General features: G+C 63.4%; 20 protein-coding genes. 15 read left to right on the forward strand and 5 right to left on the reverse strand.

What is annotated here, in order from left to right; genetic code table 11:
• Positions 1-208: 208 nt before the first annotated feature.
• The 7 genes from rpsU (at position 209) to PF049_05290 (ending at position 5,267) form a co-directional block, all read left to right on the forward strand.
• Positions 209-415: a 30S ribosomal protein S21 gene (gene rpsU, locus PF049_05260; GenBank protein WBY17555.1), complete on the forward strand. Its 207-nt coding sequence runs from the start codon at positions 209-211 to the stop codon at positions 413-415.
• Between the two features lie 129 nt (positions 416-544).
• Positions 545-1,123 carry an FKBP-type peptidyl-prolyl cis-trans isomerase gene (locus PF049_05265; protein ID WBY17556.1) on the forward strand — a complete coding sequence of 193 codons (579 nt, stop codon included), beginning with the start codon at positions 545-547 and terminating at the stop codon, positions 1,121-1,123.
• An 8-nt stretch (positions 1,124-1,131) separates the two neighbouring features.
• On the forward strand, positions 1,132-1,434 hold the full coding sequence (gatC, locus tag PF049_05270) for an Asp-tRNA(Asn)/Glu-tRNA(Gln) amidotransferase subunit GatC (GenBank protein WBY17557.1): 303 nt from the start codon (positions 1,132-1,134) through the stop codon (positions 1,432-1,434).
• A 60-nt stretch (positions 1,435-1,494) separates the two neighbouring features.
• Positions 1,495-2,979, forward strand: coding sequence for an Asp-tRNA(Asn)/Glu-tRNA(Gln) amidotransferase subunit GatA (gene gatA / locus PF049_05275; GenBank protein WBY17558.1), 1,485 nt, complete (start codon positions 1,495-1,497; stop codon positions 2,977-2,979).
• Positions 2,976-3,383: a hypothetical protein gene (locus PF049_05280; protein WBY17559.1), complete on the forward strand. Its 408-nt coding sequence runs from the start codon at positions 2,976-2,978 to the stop codon at positions 3,381-3,383. Before gatA ends, PF049_05280 begins: the two co-directional genes overlap by 4 nt.
• An 8-nt stretch (positions 3,384-3,391) precedes the next feature.
• The gene (gene gatB / locus PF049_05285) at positions 3,392-4,888 is read left to right on the forward strand and encodes an Asp-tRNA(Asn)/Glu-tRNA(Gln) amidotransferase subunit GatB (protein ID WBY17560.1); all 1,497 of its coding nucleotides are present in this window, start codon (positions 3,392-3,394) and stop codon (positions 4,886-4,888) included.
• Between the two features lie 13 nt (positions 4,889-4,901).
• Positions 4,902-5,267, forward strand: a complete 366-nt coding sequence (locus PF049_05290; GenBank protein ID WBY17561.1) for a hypothetical protein — start codon at positions 4,902-4,904, stop codon at positions 5,265-5,267.
• A 105-nt stretch (positions 5,268-5,372) separates the two neighbouring features.
• On the opposite strand, the gene PF049_05295 is transcribed toward PF049_05290, so the two are convergent.
• Both PF049_05295 and PF049_05300 read right to left on the reverse strand, forming a co-directional pair.
• Entirely contained in the window at positions 5,373-5,678 is a 306-nt protein-coding gene (locus PF049_05295) for a hypothetical protein (GenBank protein WBY17562.1), read from the reverse strand.
• Positions 5,679-5,802: 124 nt separating this feature from the next.
• Positions 5,803-8,052 carry an acylase gene (locus tag PF049_05300; protein ID WBY17563.1) on the reverse strand — a complete coding sequence of 750 codons (2,250 nt, stop codon included), beginning with the start codon at positions 8,050-8,052 and terminating at the stop codon, positions 5,803-5,805.
• A gap of 236 nt (positions 8,053-8,288) precedes the next feature.
• Between PF049_05300 and clpB the strand changes: the two genes are divergently transcribed.
• The 3 genes from clpB (at position 8,289) to PF049_05315 (ending at position 13,665) form a co-directional block, all read left to right on the forward strand.
• Entirely contained in the window at positions 8,289-10,871 is a 2,583-nt protein-coding gene (gene clpB / locus PF049_05305; GenBank protein ID WBY17564.1) for an ATP-dependent chaperone ClpB, read from the forward strand.
• An 88-nt stretch (positions 10,872-10,959) separates the two neighbouring features.
• On the forward strand, positions 10,960-11,826 hold the full coding sequence (locus PF049_05310; GenBank protein ID WBY17565.1) for a class I SAM-dependent methyltransferase: 867 nt from the start codon (positions 10,960-10,962) through the stop codon (positions 11,824-11,826).
• Positions 11,827-11,841: 15 nt separating this feature from the next.
• On the forward strand, positions 11,842-13,665 hold the full coding sequence (locus PF049_05315) for a putative 2OG-Fe(II) oxygenase (GenBank protein ID WBY17566.1): 1,824 nt from the start codon (positions 11,842-11,844) through the stop codon (positions 13,663-13,665).
• Between the two features lie 218 nt (positions 13,666-13,883).
• On the opposite strand, the gene PF049_05320 is transcribed toward PF049_05315, so the two are convergent.
• Entirely contained in the window at positions 13,884-16,883 is a 3,000-nt protein-coding gene (locus tag PF049_05320; GenBank protein ID WBY17567.1) for a TonB-dependent receptor, read from the reverse strand.
• A gap of 396 nt (positions 16,884-17,279) precedes the next feature.
• On the opposite strand from PF049_05320, the gene PF049_05325 reads away from it, so the two are divergent.
• The 5 genes from PF049_05325 (at position 17,280) to PF049_05345 (ending at position 21,575) form a co-directional block, all read left to right on the forward strand.
• Entirely contained in the window at positions 17,280-18,452 is a 1,173-nt protein-coding gene (locus PF049_05325; GenBank protein ID WBY17568.1) for an acetyl-CoA C-acetyltransferase, read from the forward strand.
• Between the two features lie 31 nt (positions 18,453-18,483).
• A complete protein-coding gene (locus PF049_05330) occupies positions 18,484-19,269 on the forward strand; it encodes an SDR family NAD(P)-dependent oxidoreductase (protein ID WBY17569.1) in 786 nt (261 codons plus the stop codon).
• A 61-nt stretch (positions 19,270-19,330) separates the two neighbouring features.
• Complete coding sequence (locus PF049_05335; GenBank protein WBY17570.1) at positions 19,331-20,203, forward strand: crotonase/enoyl-CoA hydratase family protein; 873 nt, start codon at positions 19,331-19,333, stop codon at positions 20,201-20,203.
• A 10-nt stretch (positions 20,204-20,213) separates the two neighbouring features.
• Complete coding sequence (locus PF049_05340; protein ID WBY17571.1) at positions 20,214-21,092, forward strand: S-methyl-5'-thioadenosine phosphorylase; 879 nt, start codon at positions 20,214-20,216, stop codon at positions 21,090-21,092.
• Positions 21,093-21,098: 6 nt separating this feature from the next.
• A complete protein-coding gene (locus PF049_05345) occupies positions 21,099-21,575 on the forward strand; it encodes a MarR family transcriptional regulator (protein ID WBY17572.1) in 477 nt (158 codons plus the stop codon).
• 48 nt (positions 21,576-21,623) lie between these two features.
• Here PF049_05345 and PF049_05350 read toward each other — a convergent pair whose 3' ends face one another.
• Together PF049_05350 and PF049_05355 are read right to left on the reverse strand one after the other, a co-directional pair.
• Entirely contained in the window at positions 21,624-22,646 is a 1,023-nt protein-coding gene (locus tag PF049_05350; protein WBY17573.1) for a type II secretion system F family protein, read from the reverse strand.
• A gap of 18 nt (positions 22,647-22,664) precedes the next feature.
• The gene (locus PF049_05355) at positions 22,665-23,636 is read right to left on the reverse strand and encodes a type II secretion system F family protein (protein ID WBY17574.1); all 972 of its coding nucleotides are present in this window, start codon (positions 23,634-23,636) and stop codon (positions 22,665-22,667) included.
• Positions 23,637-23,722 lie beyond the last annotated feature (86 nt).

A 23,722-nucleotide genomic window follows, 5' to 3' on the forward strand; every position in this document is an offset into this window, starting at 1 on the left:
GGAATTTCGCGTCACATGCCAGCGGGAAGGGTGGCTGAGGTCTCTAGGCCGAAATTCCTGCACCCTTGCCCCCGCACCCTGTTTTGGGTATAGAGCGCCGTGTTGTGTGCCGGTCCGTACGCGGATTCGGCGCTTTTCTATTTGAATTTGCGGCAAATCCCGCGCTGCACGCGGGCTCTGGCCGATGGCTTGGAAGGTTTTGATTTAAATGCAGATCATGGTTCGCGATAACAATGTCGATCAGGCTCTCCGCGCGCTCAAGAAAAAGCTGCAGCGTGAAGGCGTCTATCGCGAAATGAAGCTGCGTCGCCACTACGAAAAGCCGAGCGAGAAGCGCGCCCGTGAAAAGGCTGCTGCCGTTCGCCGCGCCCGCAAGCTGGAGCGCAAGCGTATGGAGCGCGACGGGATCAAGTAAGATTCCGGTGGCTTCGGGCAGGCTGGCGATGAATGGCCGCTTGAAGCAGACAGCGTGAACAGCCAAGAGGGCGTGGAAGCGATTCCGCGCCTTCTTGCTATCAGGTCGAACCCTCAGGATACCCGCCACATGACCGAGATTACCCGTGTCCCCCTCAAGCCTGTCGCCAAGGGCTCTTTGACGAAGCTGTGGCTGGGCGTGATCGTCGCCGCCCTGATCGGCGTCGGCGTGGCCTGGGCGGCCGTTCCGCAAACGACGTCCGTCCGCACCGTGGAGGCAGGCAGCGGCCCGGTCGCCAGCGATGGCGATGTGGTCTTCGTGGAATATACCGGCAAGCTGGCCGACGGCACGGTGTTCGACCAGAACGAGGGACAGGCCGCTCCGGTGCAGGGCGTCTTCCCCGACGGCGTTCCGTTCCCGATCGAGGAAGGTTCGGCCATTCCCGGCTTCCTGAAGGGTCTGCGCCAGGTCCAGAAGGGCGGCGAATACGTCTTCGAAATCCCGGCGGACGAAGCCTATGGCAGCGAACCGCCGGCCGGCTCAACCATTCCCGCCGATGCCGACCTGACTTTCGAAATCCGGGTCGTCGATTTCATGAGCCGCCAGGACTTCGAACGCCGCCTGCAAGCATTGCAGCAGGTGATGCAGGCGCAGCAGGGCGCAGGCCCGGGCGCGGAAGGCGCGGCCGGACCCGCACCGCAGAACTGAGGCACGCCATGTCCGTAACGAAGGAACAGGTCGCGAAGATCGCCAGCCTCGCCCGGATCGAGATGGGTGATGCGGAGCTGCAGCGCATGGTGCCCGAACTCAACAACATCCTCGAATGGGTGGAGCAGTTGGGCGAGGTCGATACCTCCGGCGTCGAGCCGATGACTGCCGTCATGCCCATGGCCCAGCGCCTGCGCGACGACGAGATCGATGCCGACCCGCTGACAGGCGGCGGCGTGCGCGACAAGGTGCTGGCCAATGCACCGGCGGCCGAACACGGCTTTTTTGGCGTCCCCAAGGTGATCGAATAGGCGCGGGGCGGCGATTGGCCCTGCACGATGTAATATTGCTCTTGCCGAGCGGAGTTTCGAGTGACTGACTTTACCGATCTGGGTGTTCGCGAAATCCGCGACGGTGTCGCAAAAGGCGACTTCACCGCCCGCGAAGTGGCCGAAGGGTTCAACATCGCGGTCGAGGCTGCGGGCGAGCTCAATGCCTTCATCGTCACCACGCCGGACAAGGCGCTGGACGCGGCCGATGCCGTGGATGCCGCCCGCGCCAAGGGCGAGGCGCTTGGCAAGATGGCCGGCGTGCCGATTGGTATGAAGGATTTGTTCTGCACCACCGGCACGCAGACCACCGCTGCCAGTCACATGCTGGAAGGGTTCGTGCCCCAGTATGAAAGCACCGTTTCCGCCAATCTGTGGAAAGCGGGCGCAGGTATGCTGGGCAAGCTCAATCTCGACCAGTTCGCGATGGGCTCCTCCAACGAAACGTCCTATTTCGGCCCGGTGAAAAGCCCTTGGCGCCGCAATGACGGCGGCAACGCGGCACTGACCGCAGGCGGTTCTTCCGGCGGGTCGAGCGCAGCGATTGCCGCGCGCCTGTGCCCGGCTGCGACAGGCACCGACACGGGCGGCTCCATCCGCCAGCCTGCAGCCGTTACCGGCACGGTCGGTATCAAGCCGACCTATGGCCGCTGTTCGCGCTGGGGCGTGGTGGCGTTTGCCAGCAGCCTCGACCAGGCGGGCCCGATGGCGCGCAGCGTCGAAGATTGCGCGATCATGCTGGGCGCCATGGCCGGTTTCGATCCGAAGGATTCGACCTCGCTCGACATGCCCGTGCCCGATTGGGAAGACGCCCTGAATGCAGACCTCAAGGGGAAGAAAGTCGGCATCCCCCGCGAATACCGCATGGACGGCACGCCGCAGGATATCCTCGACAGCTGGAAGCGCGGCGAGGAATGGTTAAAGGACGCAGGGGCCGAGATCGTCGAGATCAGCCTGCCGCACACCAAATATGCGCTGCCCGCCTATTACATCATCGCGCCCGCCGAGGCCTCTTCCAATCTCGCCCGCTATGACGGCGTGCGCTACGGCCAGCGCGAACTGCCCGAAGGGGCAGGGCTGCAGGACATGTATGCCGCGACCCGCGCCGACGGCTTCGGGGACGAGGTGAAGCGCCGCATCCTGATCGGGACCTATGTGCTGAGCGCTGGGTTCTACGACGCCTATTACACGCAGGCGCAGAAAATCCGCACGCTGGTGGCGCAAGACTTCGAGAAAGCCTGGGGTGAATGCGACGTCATCCTCGCGCCGACGACGCCCAACGCGGCGTTCGGCCTCGGCGAGATGCAGTCCGATCCGCTGGCGATGTATCTGAACGACGTGTTCGCCGTGCCCGCGTCGCTCGCCGGGCTGCCGGCGATGAGCGTGCCCGCGGGGCTGAACTCGCAAGGGTTGCCGCTCGGCCTCCAGATCGTCGGCAAGCCATTCGACGAGCAGGGCGTGCTGAATGCAGGCCTGGCGATCGAGCAGCGCGCAGGCTTCGACGCAAAACCGGAGAAATGGTGGTGAGTGGCAGTACTATTGTTATCAAGAAGGCCAAGTCACTCCCTGAACTGGATGAGAGCGAGCTTGAAGTTTTCGTCACAAAGACGCTGACTGCAGTGCTTTCTGGAATCTCAACTGCGGATCGCTTCACCCGCCCTGAAAATGCAAATCTAGAATTAGAAGCAGTTCGTGGCGACGATGATCGCATTGCCGGGGTACGGGTCCCCTTCGCTCACCAGTTTGAGTTTGGTGCACCTGAGCAGATCGAATTTGACATTGCCGTTCACATGAACCGCAAATCGGGGAAAAGTGGCGGCTTGAAGATATCTGTAGCGGGCATCGGCGGCAATGCTGACGCTAGTGTCGCCAAAGAAGATATGACCGTCAGCAGAGTCACGTTTAAAGTGCCGATGAAGCGAAAAGACTGAGGCGAGAAATGAGCACTTACCGCATTCAGGGCGTAACGGGCGAGTGGGAGGTCGTGATCGGCCTCGAGGTTCATGCGCAGGTCACCAGCAACGCCAAGCTGTTCAGCGGCGCCTCCACCGAATTCGGGGCCGAGCCGAACACGCAGGTGTCGCTGGTCGATGCGGCGATGCCGGGCATGCTGCCCGTTCCCAACCGCGAGTGCATCCGGCAGGCGGTGCGCACCGGCATGGCGATCGAGGCGCAGATCAATGCGTGGAGCCGGTTCGACCGCAAGAACTACTTCTACGCCGATCTGCCGCAGGGCTACCAGATCAGCCAGCTCTACCACCCGATCGTGGGCGAGGGGCAGCTGCTGATCGAGGCGGACGAAAAGGCCGGCATTCCCGAGGATAAGGTCATCGGGATCGAGCGTATTCATGTCGAGCAGGACGCGGGCAAGCTGATGCACGACCAGCACCCGACCATGTCCTATGTCGACCTCAACCGCAGCGGCGTCGCGCTGATGGAAATCGTTTCCAAGGCCGACATGCGCAGTCCCGCAGAGGCTGGGGCGTATGTGCGCAAGCTGCGCTCGATCCTGCGCTATGTCGGGTCGTGCGACGGCAATATGGAACAGGGCTCCATGCGCGCAGACGTCAACGTATCGGTCCGCCGTCCGGGTGAGGAACTGGGTACGCGCACGGAAACGAAGAACGTCAACTCCGTTCGCTTCGTCATGGCGGTGATCGAGGGCGAAGCGCGCCGGCAGGTCGACCTGATCGAGGATGGCGGCACGGTGGTGCAGGAAACGCGCCTCTACGATCCCGACCGCAACGAGACGCGCTCCATGCGGAGCAAGGAAGACGCGCATGATTACCGCTACTTCCCCGATCCCGACCTCCTGCCGGTCGAACTGGACGAGGCGTTCCTGGCCGAATGCCGCGAAAGCCTGCCCGAACTGCCCGATGCCAAGCGCCAGCGTTACGAGGGCGAACTGGGCCTGACGCCCTACAATGCACGCGAACTGACCGCCGAGGTAGAGACCTTTGCCCGGTTCGAGACGCTGCTGGCCGAAACCGCCAGCGCGCTCGGCAAACCGGAAGGCAAGGTTGCGACGCAGGTCGCCAACTGGTCGCTTTCCGTCGCGCCCGGCGTCATGAAGTCGCTCGGTGACGAAGCCGATCCGATCCGCGCCACGGCCGCGCGTCAGGCCGCTATCCTGAAGATGCAGGATGCGGGCGAAATCAGCGGCGGACAGGCGAAGGAAATTTTCGAGATCGTCCTGAAGGAAGGCCGCGAGCCTGCCGAGATCGCGGAGGCCGAGGGCCTGAAACAGGTTAGCGACACCGGCGCCATCGAAGCCGCGATCGACGACATCCTGGCCAACAACCAGGACAAGGTCGAGCAGTACAAGGGGGGCAAGGACAAGCTGTTCGGCTTCTTCGTCGGCCAGACGATGAAGGCGATGCAGGGCAAGGCCAACCCGGCCGTCGTCAACCAGATCCTGAAGGACAAGCTGGGATAGAAGAAGGGACGCCATGCGCGATTTGCTGGATACGGGTAACAGGGACCAGACCGCTTTACTGGGCGCGGGTCTCGGCAGCCTGATACTGGCAGCAGCGGCAGGCGCGGCCTTCGTTCTATGGCAGCGTGGCGCGGAAAAAGCCGGAACGGGCGATGACGGCGATCCCGGCGCAGGCACGCCCGACGATGACCTGACCCGGATCGACGGCATCGGACCGGCCCTCGCTGGAAAGCTGCGCGATAACTTCGTTACCAGCTTTACCCAGATCGCGGATTGGGATGCGGATGATATCGCAGCCTTCGATACGAAGCTGAAATTTGCCGGCCGGATCGAGCGCGACGAATGGACCGGGCAGGTGAAGACCCTGCAAGGCGCCTGACCCGAAAGAACGTGCCGCGCGGATGCTGGGCCCCAGAGTAAGGCACATGAAAAAGGGCCGCCGGATCGCTCCGGCGGCCCTTTTCGTATCTGCTATCGAGAGCGCTTAGCTCTGGCGTTCGCCCGTCAGCGGCATCGCGCCGAATGCGCCGGCATTGACGTTGCCGGTCAGCTGGTCGCCGGCCACAGTGGCTTCGCATTCCAGCTTCATCGGCATCGGGACGGTCATGTTCATGTCCCACGTCAGCTTGTCGCCGTCGATCTTGCCGTTTTCGACATCCATCGAACCCATGCCGCCCTGCATCGAGCCGGTGAAGGTCTGGCCATCATCGCCGGGAACGACGGTGAAAGTGCCCTTCTGGTCACCCATCGGGCTTTTGACGACGGTATCGTAGGAACCTGCAACGGACATGGTATTCTCCTTGGGTAGTATCGGTATTGACTGAACGCGGCTTTCGCCGCTGCTTACACTCGTGTCAACAAGCGACGGTGGGCAATGTTCCGCCGCATGGCCGGATCGCATCGGGCATCCTTATCTAGCGCGCGCTGGTGACAGTCTTGCGACTGGCAGCATGGGCCAGCACGTCCTCGCGCCAGAAATGCACCGGCTTCAGCTTGTGCTGGACGAACAGCGCGGCTTGGTCCGTGTAATGCGGGCTGTCCGGGCGGGTGGTGGCGGATCCGAAGGGCTGGATGGAACGGCTGGAGACGCGTTCGCCCGGCAGCCATTCGACCCACTGGATGAAGCTGTCGCCATGCCGCACGGATAGGCGACCATCGTCGTCCACGTCCCACAGGGTCGAGGCCCGCAGCGTGTCCGAACCGCCGTCCAGCGGTAGGTCTACGCCGTTCTCGCCCTCACCCTGCCGCAGGCGGAGCAGGTCGGACATGGGCGGGTCGAGCCGGCCGAAATGGTCCATCAGATGCTCGGTCGCTCGCTCCAGCTCCTCCTGCGCGTCGGGCCATTCGCCGTTCTGGTAATCGGCCCCCATGAACGGGCGGATCATCAACAGGGCCAGCGCGTCCGCTTCTCCGATGCCATCGGCGGTGAAGTCCCATTCCGACAGCATCCGGCGTGCCTTCTTGGCGTCGGGACTGCGCGGTTTCGACCGGGCGACCTCCATCAGCATTCGCGCGACATAACCGCCGCGGTCATAGCCGGTATCGTACTTGATCCGCTCCAGCGCAGCACGGTCCAGCCTTTCCGCCTCGCTCATCAGGCGCCAGCCGCGACTGCCGCGATTGGTATCCTTGATCTCGATGCCCAGCTCGGGGGCGAAATCGTCTTGCGACAGGTCGCTGCCGGGCCCTGCATCCATGAACGGATTGTTGTTCGCCTCGAACACCCAGCCGCTGGCCGGATTGGTGTAGCGCGGCAGGGCCTCGTAATCGACCGGGCCGGGCCAGATCAGCCGGCTGTCGTCGCCCGGCAGGATACCGCGCCAGTTCACCGGTTTCCCGTCCAGCTCGGCCACGCGGTCGGGGATCGCGGCGTTGTAGATGTTCGCGATGTTGCCGGACTTGTCGCCATAGATGAAATTGGTCGACGGGATATCCATCCGGGCGAGGATGGACTGCCACTCGTCGAAGCTGGTTGCCTTGTTCAGCCGGTAATAGGCGTCGAGCTGGCCCAAATTCCCGATCCCGCCATAGCGGACCGCGAACGCGCCTTCATCGTTGACGATGACCGGGCCATGGACGCTGCGGTGCACGTCGCGCCTGACGGGCAGGACGATCGGGCCCAGCTTCACTGGCAGGGTGACCGTGCGTGTTTCGAGCTCCCTCCATTCGCCGTCGAGGCGATAGCGCGTGCCGCTTTCGTCCATTTCCAGCCGGTAGACGTCGACCATGTCGGGCGTGTTGACCGTATTGGTCCAGCCCAGATGCTCGTTATGGCCGAGGAAGGGGAACGGGCTGCCAGGGAAATTGGCCCCCGCATAATGCCATCCCTCACCGCTCTCGACGACGAGTTCGTACCACGCGACGCCCCCGCGCCAGGGCTGGTGCGAATTGCTGATCAGGATGGTCGGCCCGCCGGATTTCTCCGGTGCGACGGCAAAGGCGTTGGAGCCTGCATGCGCCGCATCTTCGCCCATCGGAATCGGCAGGGAAGCGACCGTACCCGGATCGGCGGCATCCACCGGCGATACAGTGTCGTCGGAAGGCAAGGCTTCACCGTCAGGGGACGCCCCCGGAATGGCCGGACCCTGCTCGCGGTTCAGCGGCTCGCCAGCGACGAGCGGGCCTATGACGTTGGCAAGGCCGAAGAAGAAAGGCTGACGCAGGGCGAAACCGGCGGCAATGTCCTCTCCGTCGAGCGGGAAAAGACGGTCCAGTTTGACTTCGCCCGGATTGGCGGCAGCGTAGTCGTTCAGTCCGGTGGCATAGGCATCGAACAGCGCACGCGTATCGGCAGGCAGGCGCGGATATTCGCGCGCCGCCGTCTCGCGGCTACCCAGCAGGTGATACATGAAATCGACCTGCGCGCCTTCCTGACCGGCGATCGCGCCGTACCGTCCGCGGGCCATGGCCGCGACGTCCTGAAGGGTGAAGAAGTCGTCCTCTGCATGGGCGATGGCGACCCCGTAGGCGACGTCGGCATCGGTCGCACCATAGATGTGAGGCACGCCGAAATCGTCGCGGATGATCTCGGCAGTATAGACGCGGCTCGATGCCGGCGCTTGCCCTTCGCGCGCGGCGAAGGGTTCCCACACCATGCCCGCTACCAATACGCACAGGACCAGCACGAGCGCGCCCAGGCCGATCCGGACCCAAATGGATTTCATTTCACAACTCTCCCTGCCCGGTGCCTAGCGCGCATGACCGGAGGCGGGAAGGGACGGGGCTGGGCCGACGTCACATTTTTTGGAAGCTGCCCCTCGCAGCCACCGCCAATGGTCCTATATCGAGGTCCATTAGGTGACTAACACACCTGCCGTGAGCCAAATATGCGCCGGGCCCTTGTGTTGCGAAAATGCAACACTACATGCAGGCGGTAACCGAATGAGGGGTAATTGAACGCATGAATCTCGAAAAATTCACCGACCGCGCCAAGGGCTTCCTGCAGGCCGCGCAGACGGTTGCCATCCGCATGAACCACCAGCGTATCACGCCGTCACACCTGCTGAAGGCGATGATCGAGGGTTCCGAAGGCATGGCCAGCGGCCTGATTGCGCGTGCCGGCGGCAATCCGCGCATGGTCGAAAGCGAAGTCGACGCTGCGCTTGCGAAGATCCCGGCCGTCAGTGGCAGCGGGGCGCAGGCGACGCCTGGCCTCGACAATGATGCCGTGCGCGTGCTCGATCAGGCGGAACAGGTGTCCGAAAAATCGGGCGACAGCTATGTCACGGTCGAACGGCTGCTGGTCGCGCTGGCGCTGGCCACGACGACCGCCGCGGGCAAGGCGCTGGACGCTGCTGGGGCCGACCCGAAGGCGCTGGAGACGGCCATCACCGAACTGCGCGGCGGACGCACGGCGGACAGCGCGAATGCCGAAGAAGCCTATGACGCGATGAAGAAATATGCCCGCGACCTGACCGAGGCCGCGCGCGAGGGCAAGCTGGATCCGGTCATCGGCCGCGACGAGGAAATCCGCCGCACGGTGCAGATCCTTGCCCGCCGCACGAAGAACAATCCCGCTCTGATCGGCGAACCGGGCACGGGCAAGACCGCCATCGCCGAAGGGCTGGCCCTCCGTATCGCCAATGGCGACGTGCCCGACAGCCTGAAGGGCCGCACATTGATGAGCCTGGACATGGGCGCACTGATTGCTGGCGCGAAATATCGCGGCGAATTCGAGGAGCGGCTGAAGGCCGTGCTCGACGAGGTGAAGGGCGCCGATGGCCAGATCATCCTGTTCATCGACGAGATGCACACGTTGATCGGCGCGGGCGCCAGTGAGGGCAGTATGGATGCCTCCAACCTGCTGAAGCCTGCGCTCAGCCGCGGGGAACTCCACTGCATCGGCGCGACCACGCTGGATGAGTACCAGAAATATGTCGAGAAGGACCCCGCGTTGCAGCGGCGGTTCCAGTCGGTCTATATTGACGAGCCCAGCGTGGAAGATACCGTGTCCATCCTGCGCGGGATCAAGGACAAGTACGAGCTGCATCACGGCGTGCGCATCACCGACGGCGCGATCGTCGCCGCGGCGCAGCTTTCCAATCGCTACATCCAGAACCGCTTCCTGCCCGACAAGGCCATCGACCTGATGGACGAGGCGGCGAGCCGTATCCGCATGGAAGTGGAATCGAAGCCGGAGGAAATAGAGAATCTCGACCGCCGGATCATCCAGCTGAAGATCGAGGAATCGGCGCTGGGCAAGGAAAGCGACGCAGCCAGTCGCGACCGGCTGGAAAACCTGCGCAAGGACCTCGCCGAACTGGAACAGCAGTCGAGCGAACTGACCACGCGCTGGCAGAACGAGCGCGACAAGATCCATGCCGAGAGCCGCATCAAGGAGCAGCTGGATGCAGCGCGCATCGAGCTGGAACAGGCGCAGCGTGCAGGCGATCTCGCCAAGGCAGGCGAGCTTTCCTACGGCACGATCCCGGGGCTCGAGAAGCAACTGGAAGAAGCCGCCGGGGCGAACGAGAATGCGCTGCTGCGCGAGGAAGTTACCGAAGACGACATTGCCGGCGTCATCAGCCGCTGGACCGGTATCCCGGTCGACCGCATGCTGGAAGGCGAGCGCGAGAAGCTGCTGCAGATGGAGCAGATCCTCGGCAAGCGAGTGATCGGCCAGGAAAAGGCCGTGGTCAGCGTCAGCAAGGCCGTGCGCCGTGCACGCGCCGGGCTGAAGGACCCGAACCGTCCGCTCGGCAGCTTCCTGTTCCTCGGTCCCACCGGCGTCGGGAAGACCGAATTGACCAAGGCGCTCGCCGGCTTCCTGTTCGACGACGACAGCGCGATGGTCCGCATCGACATGAGCGAGTTCATGGAGAAGCACGCGGTCGCCCGGCTGATCGGCGCGCCTCCGGGCTATGTCGGCTACGAGGAAGGCGGCGTGCTGACCGAGGCGGTGCGGCGCAGGCCCTACCAGGTCGTGCTGTTCGACGAGGTGGAAAAGGCGCATAACGACGTCTTCAACGTGCTGCTGCAGGTGCTGGACGACGGGCGCCTGACCGACGGGCAGGGCCGCGTGGTGGACTTCAGCAACACGCTGATCATCCTCACCTCGAACCTCGGCAGCACGCATCTCGCCAACATGACGGACGACCAGAAGGTCGAGGATGTCGAACCGCAGGTGATGGACGTGGTACGCGGACATTTCCGCCCCGAATTCCTGAACCGGCTGGACGAGATCATCCTGTTCCACCGCCTGAGCATGGAGCACATGGCGCCGATCGTCGAAATCCAGGTCGGCCGCGTGCAGAAACTGCTGAAGGACCGGAAGATCACGCTCGACCTGACCGACGCCGCGCTGCGCTGGCTGGGACGGGTGGGTTACGACCCGGTCTACGGCGCGCGGCCGCTGAAACGCGCAGTCCAGCGCTACCTGCAGGACCCGCTTGCCGACAGGCTGTTGCAGGGCGAAGTGCCCGACGGTTCTACGGTCAGGATCGACGAGGGTGATGGCGAATTGCAAATGACCATCGCCGCCTGACGGTCGACACGCGCGCGCCCGCATGGCAGCAGGCTGCCTGCGCTGACCGGCATCGTCGCCGGACAGCGCGCCAGGCGAAAGGGAAGGTATGGGCGCGCGCGAGGACTGGAGCAGCTACTGGAACGCTGCGGATACCGGCTCTGCATGCCTGCCCGGTGCCGATGGCCATGCGGCAGGCGTTCTCGCAGGCCGGTGGCAGGATTTCGCAGCCCGTCTGTCGGACGGGGCATCTGTCCTGGACCTCGCCTGCGGCCGCGGTGCTGCAGGCGAGGCGATGCTCTCCGAGAGGGAGGACCTTGCCATGCGAGGCGTGGACTACGCCGACATTCCGGACGAAGGTGCAGCCGCCTTCCCCGTCGAGGGCGGGGTCGACCTCGCCGATCTTCCCCTGCCGGATACCTCGATCGATGCCGCTATCAGCCAGTTCGGGTTCGAATATGCCGGAGAAGCGGCGGCTGGCGAGCTCGCCCGAATATTGAAGCCGGGTGGGGCCTGCCGGTTGCTGGTGCATCATCGAGACAGCGCGGTGGTTGCGGCAAATGCAGTGCGCGCGGACATCCTGTCCGCCTTGCTGTCCGGTCACGCCGTCGCCTTCACCCGCACCCGCAACGCGCAGCGCCTGCAGGCGCTTTTCGATCCGCTGGTCCGCCATTTCGGGGAGCACGCGCTGCTGCTCGAACTTGCCAGTGCGTGCCGTGACGCCCTGCGCCTGCCCGATGCCGAGCGGGCAGGGCGGTGCGAGGCTCTGGAGGTCGGGATGCAGCGGGAGGCGGGGCTGCTTCGCGCTCTAGCCCACGCCGCGATGGATGCTGGCGATATCGATCGCTTGCACAGCAGAACTGCCTCGGACATGGACTGGCACGAACCGGCCGTCATTCGCAGCGACGCGGGAAGCGGCTCCGCCGATGACGGGGCAATCCTGTGCTGGGAACTGGACGGCACGAAGAAAGCATAGGGAGCCGCAGACGCCATGACCGAATCGCCGCAGGTCCTCGCCCAGCGCGCCCAGCAAGCGATGCAGGAAGGGCGCTTCGACGACGCGCATCCCATCCTCGCTACGTTACACGCCATGCTGCCCGCCGATCCGATGGTGGTGTTGATGCAGGCCTATACCTACCGGGCACAGGGGCGCGGAGAGGAGGCGCGCGCAGCGTTCGAAAAGGCCATCACGTTGCAGCCCGAAGGCCCGGCCATTCGCGGCCCCTATGCCAGCTGGCTTGTCGACCTGGGTGAATACGAGGCGGCTGCCGCACAATACGACGCGATCCTCGCGAGCGGGCAGGACCTGCCCGAAGTGCAGATCGACAGGCTCGTTGCGCTGGCACACACGGCGCGGCGCGATGAAGCGCTGACTGATCTCGCCGCATTCGTGGAGCGTAATCCGGGTCTGGTGCGTGCGGCCAATAATCTCGCGCTGTTCCTGCGGGCAGATGACCGAATGGACGAGGCGGAACAGGTTGCAGCCGATGTGCTCGAGCGCGATCCCGGGAATGCGCGTGCAGCGCGGATCGTTGCGCAGTGCCGACATGAGGCGGGACGCGATGCGGGCGATGCGCTGCAACAGGCCGCAAGGCTCGCGCCCGACGACCTGTCCTTGCAGGCCTCGCTGGCACAGGTCGCCGTGGACGATGGGCGCGCCGAGGAGGGTATTGCTCTTCTGGAAAAGGCCGTCGCCGCCAATCCACTATGGCTGGAAGGGCACCGATCGCTGGCGGACATGAAGCGTCAGCATACCGGCGATCCCGATTTTGCCGCGCATTACGAAGATGCAGTCCGGCAGGCCGACGATAATCCGGCGCTGTGGGCGACCTGGTCCTCTCTCGTCGCGCGGGTGGAAGGGCACGAGGCGGCCCTGTCCATTATCGAACGGGCGGAAAAAGCGCTGGGGTCCGCCGATGCCATGCTGCTGGCGAGGGCCAACAGCCTGTCCGAACTCGGGCGGTTTGCGGAAGCGGATGCCGCCTTTGCGCGGCTCGATCCGCGCGGCGATCTCGACCACGCAAAGGCCTATCTCCGGTTCCTGACGATGGCGAAGCGGTTCGAGGAAGCGCGCGACCTGGGCATGGCCTTGAGCGATGAAGGGCGCGCCGATGGCGAGACGTGGCCTTACAGCGCGATAGCCCTGCGCAAGCTGGACGACGAACGATGGGCGTGGCTGGAGGGGCAGGAGAGCTTCATCCGGACGTTCGACCTGACCGACTTCAAGAGCCGCCTGCCCGAACTTCGCGATGAGCTGGAGGCGCTGCACGTCTTTCGCCACCAGCCCATTGCACAATCGGTCAGGGGCGGGACGCAGACGGCCAATATCCTGTTCCGCAACCAGTCCCCCGTCATCCAGGACCTGGTAGCCAGCCTGCGTGACTGCGTGCGCGACTATATCGACGGATTGCCACCGCGCGATGCGAAGCACCCGCTGCTGCGCCTGCCGCGCGAAGGCTTCCGCTTTTCGGGAAGCTGGTCGATCCGGCTGACTGGTGGCGGTTTCCATGCGAGCCATATCCATACGCATGGCGACATCAGTTCGGCGTTTTACGTGACGCTGCCGCCGTCGTTGCAAGACGGAGATGAGTCAGCGGCTTCGGACCAGGACAGGGCCGACCATGAAGCTGGCTGGCTTGCGCTGGGAGAGCCGGCGGCAGAGCTGGACACCGGTCTCGGCCCTATTCGAACGATCCGTCCGAAGGAGGCGCGACTGGCGCTGTTCCCTTCGACCATGTGGCACGGAACGCGCCCCTTCGACGATGGCGAACGTGTGACCTGCGCGTTCGACGTGGTGCTGAAGCCCTACGTCTGAATGAACGAGGGCAGGGCGCCTGGCCCCGCGGCGAGCGCGTTCTAGCCGATAGTTTCGTGAGCCCTTGATGGATTGAAGCCCCGTGCGAACGGGGCTGCAAACCTGCGCGTCTGCTCGCGGCATTCAAAGCAGGCATATTCGCGGACCGCACAAACAAAAACGGCGGGCCGAAGCCCGCCGTTTCCGTTGTCGCTATCGCGATGCTTTGAATTCAGAGATTAGAATTCAAGCGCGGCGCGAACGAAGATGTTGCGGCCCACCGGGTCGTAGATACCCGGGAAGGTGTTGCCGTTGCTCGGGCTGTAAGCCGAACCGATGATCGGCGGATCCTTGTCGAACAGGTTGTTGACACCGGCCGTGAAGGTGACGGTGTCTGCGACCGTGACCGAGCCGGACAGATCGAAGTAGCTGTAGCTGTCGATCTCGTTCAGTTCCTGAGCGTTGGTAGCGATCGGCGCGTCTGCTTCGACGGCACCGAAGTAACGCCAGCTCACGTTCACCGAGAAGCCGCTGTCCGCACGGTAGCCGACACGGGCAACGTGTGCGTAATCCGGCTGCGGCGAACCGCAGGTGGAACCGTAGAAGCCGGTGCACTCGATGAAGTCTTCACCCGGAAGGGGCTGGAACCGGTTGTTGATCGTGTAGGTACCGGCATAGTTGAAGTATGCGGCACCAGCGGCGATCGGGTAGTTGAACCCGGCCGTGACGTCGACACCTTCGGTTTCCAGCGTACCGATGTTCTGCAGCGTGTTCGTAACAAAACCCGCACCCGGACCGCTTCCGAGGAAGAGATCGCCAGCAGCGCTACGATTAATCAAGCTACAGAATTCTTCAGCACCGGTATCGAGGCAATTGTCGATTGCGGTCTGGGCACCAACACCGCCGATCGTACCATCGACAGAGATGTTGAAGTAGTCGACCGTCAGGGCGAAGCCGCGGAGACCCAGCGCATCAGTTTCGAGCACAACACCAGCGGTGTAACTATCAGCCTTTTCGACGTCCAGATCAGGATTGCCGCCGGAAAGTTGATTGTACTGACCTGCAGGGTTGCCACGAATGCGGCCGTACTGGGCCGCGGACACACCGGTATTTGCACACTCAGCCGCCGTCCTGTCGGGCGTAGCACCGCTACAGGGATCGGTTCCCGAGAATAGACCAATGCTCTGCGGAGCGAACAAGCTCGTGATGTTCGGCGAACGAACGGCACGACTGTAAACACCACGGAACGAAAGCCACGGGGTCGGAGCAAGCGTTGCACCGATCTTGTAGGTCTCGTTGCCACCCGACGTGTTGTAGTCGGAGTAACGGAAGCCGCCCTCGATTTCAAAACGGTCGATGAAACCGCCGTCGATGATCGGAACCACGAGCTCAGTGAAGAATTCGCGAACGCTGAAGCTACCATTCGTTGCTGGCTGCGGACCGCCCTGACCCGACAGGTTACCCTGTGCGAAGTTCTCGTCGACACGAAGATCGTATTCTTCTCGGCGGTACTCGGTGCCAAGCACGATGGCTGCATCGCCAGCGCCGAACAGGTCGAACAGCGGACCAGTGACGTAACCAGAAGCAACCGTAGTGGTCAGGTCAGCGTTCTGTAGAGCGGGAACAGCGATATAGTTGAACTGCTCTTGCGTCACGCCTCCGATCTGGAAAACGTCAAGCGGAACACACCCAACAGGCTCACCTTCGCCCGGGCAACCATTGATCGCCGCGTTAATACGGCTGACCGAAAGGTCGTTCAGGTAGGTGTTCTGGTAGATCGTCGTGCCACGCAGAGCGTAGACATCGTAGCTCCAGTCGCCGAACAGGTCGCCGCGCATACCCAGTACACCGCGGTAGCTGGTGTGACGCAGGTCGTTCTGACGAGGCGTACCTTCTACCAGACGCTTACCAACAATAATGTTGACACTATCGTCCGGGTCAAAGGTACCGTCGTCCAGGGTTCCGCAGCCAAGCGCACCACGCTGCTGATCGCTCAGCAAAGTGCTGCCGCACGAAAGTTCACCCGGGCCGTTAAAGAATGTGCCGGAGAAAGCGATCTGCGCGACCGAACGGTCGTCCATGAACTGAAATTCAGCGTAGGGGTTCAGGTTGTCGTTGATTTCGTAATCAGCGAAGAAACCTGCCGTCCAACGCTCGTCCGGACGCTGATAATAGTTCGTGGGTGCGTAGTTATACGTGTCTGCACCGGTCACGAAGATCGGCGAATTGCGGAACGTATTACCCGGACCATTCTCATTCAGCGTCAGAACGTCGCCGAAAGGCAGAAGGGTCGGATCCGGCAGGCCGAAGAACGGGTTCGGATCACCATTATCGAGGAATTCATCATCATCCAGAGGGGTATTCGCGCCGCCCCGATTGATAATGAACGTACCGTTCGGAGTCGTCGACGAACCGGCACAGCGGAAGCCCGACGGATCACTTGGGCTGAACGCGAGAGCGCAAGCGCTTTCGTCGTAATTGGCCTGCACGATAGCATCGATCTCACGATAGCCGACATAACCGGTGACGTGGCCGCGACCGTCGTCGAAACCAGCGCCGAAAGTGGCGTTGATGTCATAGGCGAAACCGGCGTTCTGCGAGTCGTTCGGAACAGGCTCGTTGTTGCGACGCAGCAGGTCCTGCAGCGAGTCGTTCTTGTTGCTCGTGTTGTAGAACGAGACCTGGCCTTCGAGGCCGAAACCTTCGTAGTCGCGGTCCATGATGAAGTTCACAACACCGGCAACGGCGTCGGCGCCGTAGACGGACGATGCACCACCGGTCACCACTTCCACGCGCTCGACAAGCTGAGCGGGGATCTGGTTGAGGTCGGGAGCGGTTGCGAACGGGTCACCCGACGGCATGCGACGGCCGTCGATCAGGACCAGCGTACGGGTCGAGCCGAGGTTACGCAGGTTGACGGTTGCGGTACCCGATGCGCCGTTCGAAACGAAGGCAGTCTGGCCGGCAACGGTCTGCGGCAGGTCGTTCAGGATGTCTTCGACGCGAACCGTACCGGTTTCGTCGATTGCTTCTGCACCGACGGTCGTGACCGGCGACACGCTCTCGACTTCGGGACGCACGATGCGCGAACCGGTAACGACGATCGGGGCACCCGTGGTGAGATCGTCTTCAGCGGCCGGCGCTTCCGCGGGCTGCTGAGCCATAGCGGGCTGTGCAACCAGTGCGACGCCGAGCGCCACCGGTGCAGTAGCCAGCTTGAGCTTGCTTTGCATTTTCATGTTTGATCAGTCCTTTGTACAATTTCGAAACCGAAACGCGCCCGGCTCCGAACACTCTCAGATCTGTAAAGACCGCTGCGGACAATAGATGTACGCCCCCCGCGGATGCTTCCATTTGCACGAGGCGGCGTGACCAATGCAAAGCAATTGTCGCGGATTTTAACGTTCGATGACACTGTGTGGCAGTTTTGTCACAAGGGATTTTTGCGCGGAAAACCGTGCCGAATCGCGAAACGAGAGATCTGGCAAGCCGGTCCGGGAGCGGCATCGCGCAACCGCCTCTGACACGGGCCCCGTGCGGCACGTCATGTGCCTTTCGGGGGCCGATGCTCGGTTGACGCAAACGTAAGCCCCGCTTACCCAGTCTCGAAGAAAAACCTTTTGGAGAGAGATGCCATGGCCACTGCCTATATCGTCGACGCCGTTCGTACCGCTGGGGGGCGCCGGGGCGGGCGTCTGGCGGGGGTGCATCCGGTCGATCTCGCCGCCAAATCGCTCGATGCGATCGTCGAACGCTCGGGAATCGATCCCGCAGCCGTCGACGACGTGATCATGGGCTGTGTCAGTCAGGGCGGCGAACAGGCGATGCAGGTCGGACGCAATGCCGTACTCGCCACGAAGCACCTGGGCGAGAGCACGCCTGCGGTCACCATCGACCGCCAGTGCGGCTCGAGCCAGCAGGCAATCCAGTTCGCCGCGCAGGCTGTCATGTCGGGGACACAGGACGTCGTCATCGCCAGCGGCGTGGAAAGCATGAGCCGCGTGCCGATGGGCAGCACGGCGATGTTCCACATGAAAGAGGGGCTGGGCAACTACAAGTCGCCGGGCCTCGAGGAGAAATATCCCGGCATCCAGTGGTCCCAGTTCATGGGCGCCGAGATGATCGCGGAGAAGCACGGTTTCTCGAAGGACCAGCTCGACAGCTTCTCGCTCGGCAGCCACCAGAAAGCCATTAAGGCAACCGAGGCCGGTCTGTTCAAGGACGAGATCGTGCCGGTCGAGATCGAGACGCCCGAAGGCACGGAAATGCACGTCGTGGACGAGGGCATCCGCTTCGACGCAACGCTGGAAAGCATCGCCGGGGTCAAGCTGCTGAGCCCCGAAGGCAGGATTACCGCCGCCAGCGCCAGCCAGATCTGCGACGGGTCGAGCGCTGTCCTGGTCGTCAGCGAGGAAATGCTGAAAACGCATGGCCTGACGCCGATGGCCCGCATCCACAACCTGACCGTGACCGCAGGCGATCCGGTCATCATGCTGGAAGAGCCGCTGTTCGCCACCGACCGCGCACTTCAGAGGGCGGGCATGAAAATCGACGACATCGACCTTTACGAGGTCAACGAGGCGTTTGCGCCCGTGCCGATGGCATGGCTGAAGCACACGGGCGCCGACCCCGACCGGCTCAACGTCAATGGCGGCGCCATCGCGCTCGGCCATCCGCTGGGTGCCAGCGGAACGAAGCTGATGGCGACGCTGGTTCACGCGCTGCGCACGCGCGGCAAGAAATACGGACTGCAGACGATGTGCGAAGGCGGCGGCGTCGCCAATGTCACCATCGTCGAAGCCCTGTAGGAAACACTCCCCAATACGAGAGGATTTTGTGATGGAAGTATCTGCAAACACCCCCGCCGTCGTCACCGGCGGTGCATCGGGTCTTGGCGAAGCGACGGCCCGTGCGCTCGCCGCGAACGGCGCGAAGGTCGCCATTTTCGACATGAACGAGGAAAAGGGCGAAGCGGTCGCCAAGGACATCGGCGGCGTGTTCTGCAAGGTCAATGTGACCAGCGACGAGGACGTGGACGCTGGCTTTGCCAAGGCGCGCGAAGCCCATGGGCAGGAGCGCATCCTGGTCAATTGCGCCGGTATCGGCAACGCGATCAAGACGGCAAGCCGCGACAAGCAGACGGGCGAGATCAAGCACTTCCCGATCAGCGCGTTCGACTTCGTCATCCAGGTCAACCTGATCGGCACGTTCCGCTGCATTGCCAAGTCGGCGGCAGGCATGATGAGCCTCGACCCGATGAGCGACGAAGGGGACCGCGGCGCAATCGTGAACACGGCTTCGGTCGCGGCCGAAGACGGCCAGATGGGGCAGGCAGCCTATTCCGCATCCAAGGGGGGCGTCGTCGGCATGACCCTGCCCATCGCGCGCGACCTGATGAAGGAAGGCATCCGCGTAAACACCATCCTGCCGGGCATTTTCGAAACCCCGCTGATGAACGCTGCACCGCCGCAGGTGAAGGAAGCGCTTGCCCAGTCCGTGCCGTTCCCCAAGCGGCTCGGCAATCCGGGCGAGTATGCCAAACTTGCCATGTGCATGATCGAGACGGGCTATTTCAACGGCGAGGATGTCCGCCTCGACGGGGCCATCCGCATGGCGCCGCGCTGATCGGCAAAGCTAGGGGAAGGGCGGCCATCGAGCCGCCCTTTTCATTTCGGGAGAGAGACGGATGACAGATTTTGCGCAGATCACGCTGGACAAGGCCGATGGCATCGCAACCATCACGCTGAACCGGCCGGAAAAGATGAACGCCTATACCCGCTCGATGGGTGCGGAAATCATGGCGGCGCTGGACGATACCGATGCCGACGACAGCGTGCGTGTGGTGATCTTCACCGGCGCCGGCGAACGGGCGTTTTGCGCCGGGGCCGACCTGACGCCCGAAGGCGGCGGGCACGTCTTTTCCGACCCGAACCAGGTCGATGACCTGTCCGACCCGCGCGTGCGCGATGGCGGGGGCCTGCTGACCCTGCGTCTGTTCGAATCGAAGAAGCCCCTGATCAGCGCGTGCAACGGCGTCGCGGTGGGCGTGGGCGCTACGATGCAGTGCGCGATGGATATCCGGCTGGCGGCGGACAATGCGCGTTTCGGCTTCGTCTTCGCGCGGCGCGGCATCGTGCCCGAAGCGGCCTCCAGCTGGTTTCTTCCGAAGATCGTCGGCATTCAGCAATCGCTGGAATGGTGCTTTACCGGAAGGATATTCGATGCGGCAGAAGCAAAGGAGGCGGGCTTCGTCCGCTCCCTCCACCCTGCAGGCGAGCTGATGGGCGCGGCTCGCGCACTGGGGCGCGAGATCGCAGACAACACCTCTGCCGTATCGGTCGCGATGACCCGCGCGATGCTATACCGCCTGTCGACCGCCGACCATCCGATGGACGCCCACAGGATCGACAGCCGCAGCATCTATCGGCTTAGCCGTAGCAGCGATGCGAAGGAAGGCATCGCCAGTTTCCTGGAAAAGCGTCCGCCCGACTATCCCGACACGGTCAGCGGCGATATGCCGGACTTCTATCCCTGGTGGGAAGAAGCGGAATACAAGTGAGCATTGCAGGATGAGCGACTGGCATATCGGGGTACTGGGCGGCAGCGGCCTGTACGAAGGCATCGCGCTGGAAGACAGCCAGGAAATCGAAGTCGCCTCCCCCTTCGGTGCGCCGTCGGGCCCCGTCACTACGGGGCGCGCCAGGACCGCCGGAGGCGATGTGCGGGTGACGTTCCTTGCCCGGCACGGTGCGGGCCACCGATTGTCGCCCGACAGCGTGAACTACCGCGCCAATATCGACGTGCTGAAACGCTGCGGCGTGACCGACCTGCTCGCCATCAGTGCCATCGGATCGTTGCGAGAGGAAATGGCGCCCGGACAGATGGTGGCTGTCGACCAGTTCATCGACCGGACCTGTTCACGGCCCGCCAGTTTCTTCGGCGAGGGGCTGGTGGCCCATGCAGGTCTGGCCGATCCCGTCTGCGCCCGCCTTTCCGCCTTGGCAGCCGACGCGGTCGAGGCGGCAGGCGGCGCGGTCCATCGCAGCGGAACCTATGTCGCGATCGAGGGACCGCAATTCTCGACCCGCGCGGAAAGCCGGATGTACCGCGCATGGGGCGGCGATGTCATCGGCATGACCGGCATGCCCGAGGCACGCCTCGCTCGCGAGGCGGAACTGCCATACGCGATGCTGGGGATGGTGACCGATTACGACAGCTGGCGCGATACCGAAGCCGGCGTGGAAGCGCACGACATCATGGCGACGCTGGCAGCGAATGCAGACCTTGCGCGTGCCACGCTGGCCGCCCTGCTGCAGGGCCTCCCCGCGATGCGTGAGGCTAGCGCGGTGGACACCGCGATGGAGCATGCTCTGATTACTTCGCCGGAGCGGCGCGATACAAACCTGGTTGTCCGCCTCGACGCGGTCGCCGGTCGCCTGCTCGGCTGATTGCGCATGCCCGGAACCGGCAACCCCTCTACCGAGAGCGGCACCAGCACGCTTGCGGATTTCCTGCCTTACCGTCTCTCGGTCGCATCCAACGCGGTCAGTGCGCGCATCGCCGATCTTTATCGCAGCCGGTTCGGGCTGACGATCGGCGAATGGCGCATCATGGCGATGCTGGGTGAAGGCGAACCGCTGACCCAGCGCGAGCTCGTGACGGCCACGCTGATGGACAAGGTGGCGGTCAACCGCGCGTGCAAGGTACTGGAAAAGCGCGAGCTGGTCTCGCGCACGCCGCATCCCGATGACGGGCGGTCCCATCGACTGGCGCTGACCGGCGCAGGGGAGGGGATCTACAACGAGGTCATGCCGCTTGCCCGCGAGATCGAACGCCAGTTGCTGGCAGGCTTCACGGAAGAAGAATACGAAACGATGCGCGGCCTGCTGGCACGGTTGCGCCAGCAGGCCGAACATATCGGATCGGATTGACCCGGCCGAAGCGGCGCACCGATTGCACAGCGCCGCGGGCCATCCCTGCTAGCCCCCTCCGCCGGCGGGGCCGTCACCGGCAAAGGCGTCGCCGATGGAACAGGCCGCCGGGCCCAGAATGACGATGAACAGCGTCGGCAGGATGAACAGGATCAGCGGGACGGTCATGATGGCCGGAAGGCGCGCGGCCTTTTCCTCTGCGCGCATCATGCGCTCGTTGCGGAATTCCGCCGAAAGGACACGCAGCGCCGACGCCAGCGGAGTACCGTAGCGCTCGGTCTGGACCATGGTCGTGACCACGCCCTTCACCGATTCAAGGTTCACGCGGTAAGCGAGGTTGTCGAACGCCATCTTGCGCTCTCCGAGGAAGGAAAGCTCGATTGCGGTCAGGGCGAATTCGTCGCCCAGTTCGGGATAGGCGCGGCCCAGTTCCTTCGCTACGCGGTTGAATGACGCATCGACCGTCAGACCGGCCTCCGCACAGATGACCAGCAGGTCGAGCGCGTCGGGCAGGCCCTTGCGAATGGCGTCGGTACGCTTGGTCGCCTTGTTCTTGAGGAAGAGCTCGGGCGCCTTGTAGGCGAACCCGACGGCACCGACCAGCACGCCCAGACGTTTCGTAGAGCCCCAGTCGGCGGGAAGCATGTCGGTTGCATAGATGATGATCGCGGCAATGATGCCGATGACCACCGGCAGGATGGCACGAATGCCGATCACCACCACGGCCAGTTCCTGGTTGCGGTAACCGGCATGGGCCAGTTTCTGCCGGATGTCGTCGACCTGGCTCTGCTGCAGGACCTTGAAGCTGTCGAGCGTGTCGCGGACCTTCTCGGTCGTCTCGGTCTTCTTGACCAGGCTCTGGCGCTTCTTGCCGGAGGCGGTGATGATACCCGCCTTCAGTTCCTCGCGACGGCTGTTCAGAGCCTTGACCCGCTTGCTCATCGGATCCTTCACAGTCACCGCGGCATATATCGCCAGCATTACTGCCAGCGCTGCAACGCCGGCAAGGATCGTACCGACCAGCAGGACATCGACGCCGAGAAGCGTGGGGCCTTGTGGGTTATCGAGCATGGTTCTCTTCTTCCCCGGTCAAATTTCGAAGCTGACCATCTTGGCCATGATGAACACGCCGATGGACATCCATACCAGGCCGCCAAGACCTGCGACGATGAGGCGGTCTTCGGAGAAGAAGCCTGCGACGTATTCGGGATTGATCCACCAGATCAGGCCGAACACGATGAAGGGCAGCGAGCCCACGATGTAGGCGGAAGCCTTGGATTCAGAGCTCATGGCCTTGATCTTGAGCTTCATCTGCGTCCGTTTGCGCAGCACATCGCCCAGATTGCTGAGCGTTTCGGCGAGGTTGCCGCCCGTTTCCCGCTGAATCGCAAGGGTGATGCAGAAGAAATTGAATTCCGGAATGCCAAGACGGTCGGCCGTTTCCTGGAGCGAGTCCTCCATCGTGCGACCGATCCTGATACGCTCGACAATACCCTTGAATTCCACGCCCACGGGGCCGGGGATTTCCTGCGCCACCACGGCCAGCGTCTCCGTCACTGGCAACCCTGAACGCAAGCCGCGGACCAGCAGGTCGATTGCGTCCGCGAACTTGACGTTGAACTGTGTGGTGCGCCTCTTGATGGATGAATTGACGACCATATGCGGCAGGCCCAGCCCGACCACGATACCGACAACGGCCGACAGGGCAAACGCGCCTGATCGCAGATAGACGAGAACGGCGATTGCCAGAAACAGTCCAAGCGAGGAATAAAGATACTGCGAGACGGTCCAGCCCTTGCCGGTCCGTTGCAGCCTGATTTCCAGCGCTTCGAGCCGCGAACCGGAGCCGGCCACCTTGTGTGCCCGCGGCTTGCGCGATGCGATGGCCTTTTTCAGCTGGCTTTCGACCTTCGTGTCGGTGCTTTCCGAATGGCGGAACCGAACGGCCTGCAGCCGCCGCGCGCTTTCCTTGCCGGCGGACGGACCTGAGACAGCCATGTAGCCCACGACGAGGAAGGCCATCAGGCCCATCGCGAATAGCAGGAGCTGGAATATGCTCATTGGTCAGTACTTCCGTTCAAATGCGCAGGGGTTCGGCGAGGCTTGGCTGGACCGGGACCGGCAGGGCTGCGAAGCGCGGCCGGTCC

The sequence above is a fragment of the Erythrobacteraceae bacterium WH01K genome, assembly GCA_027941995.1.
Taxonomy (GTDB): domain Bacteria; phylum Pseudomonadota; class Alphaproteobacteria; order Sphingomonadales; family Sphingomonadaceae; genus CAJXSN01.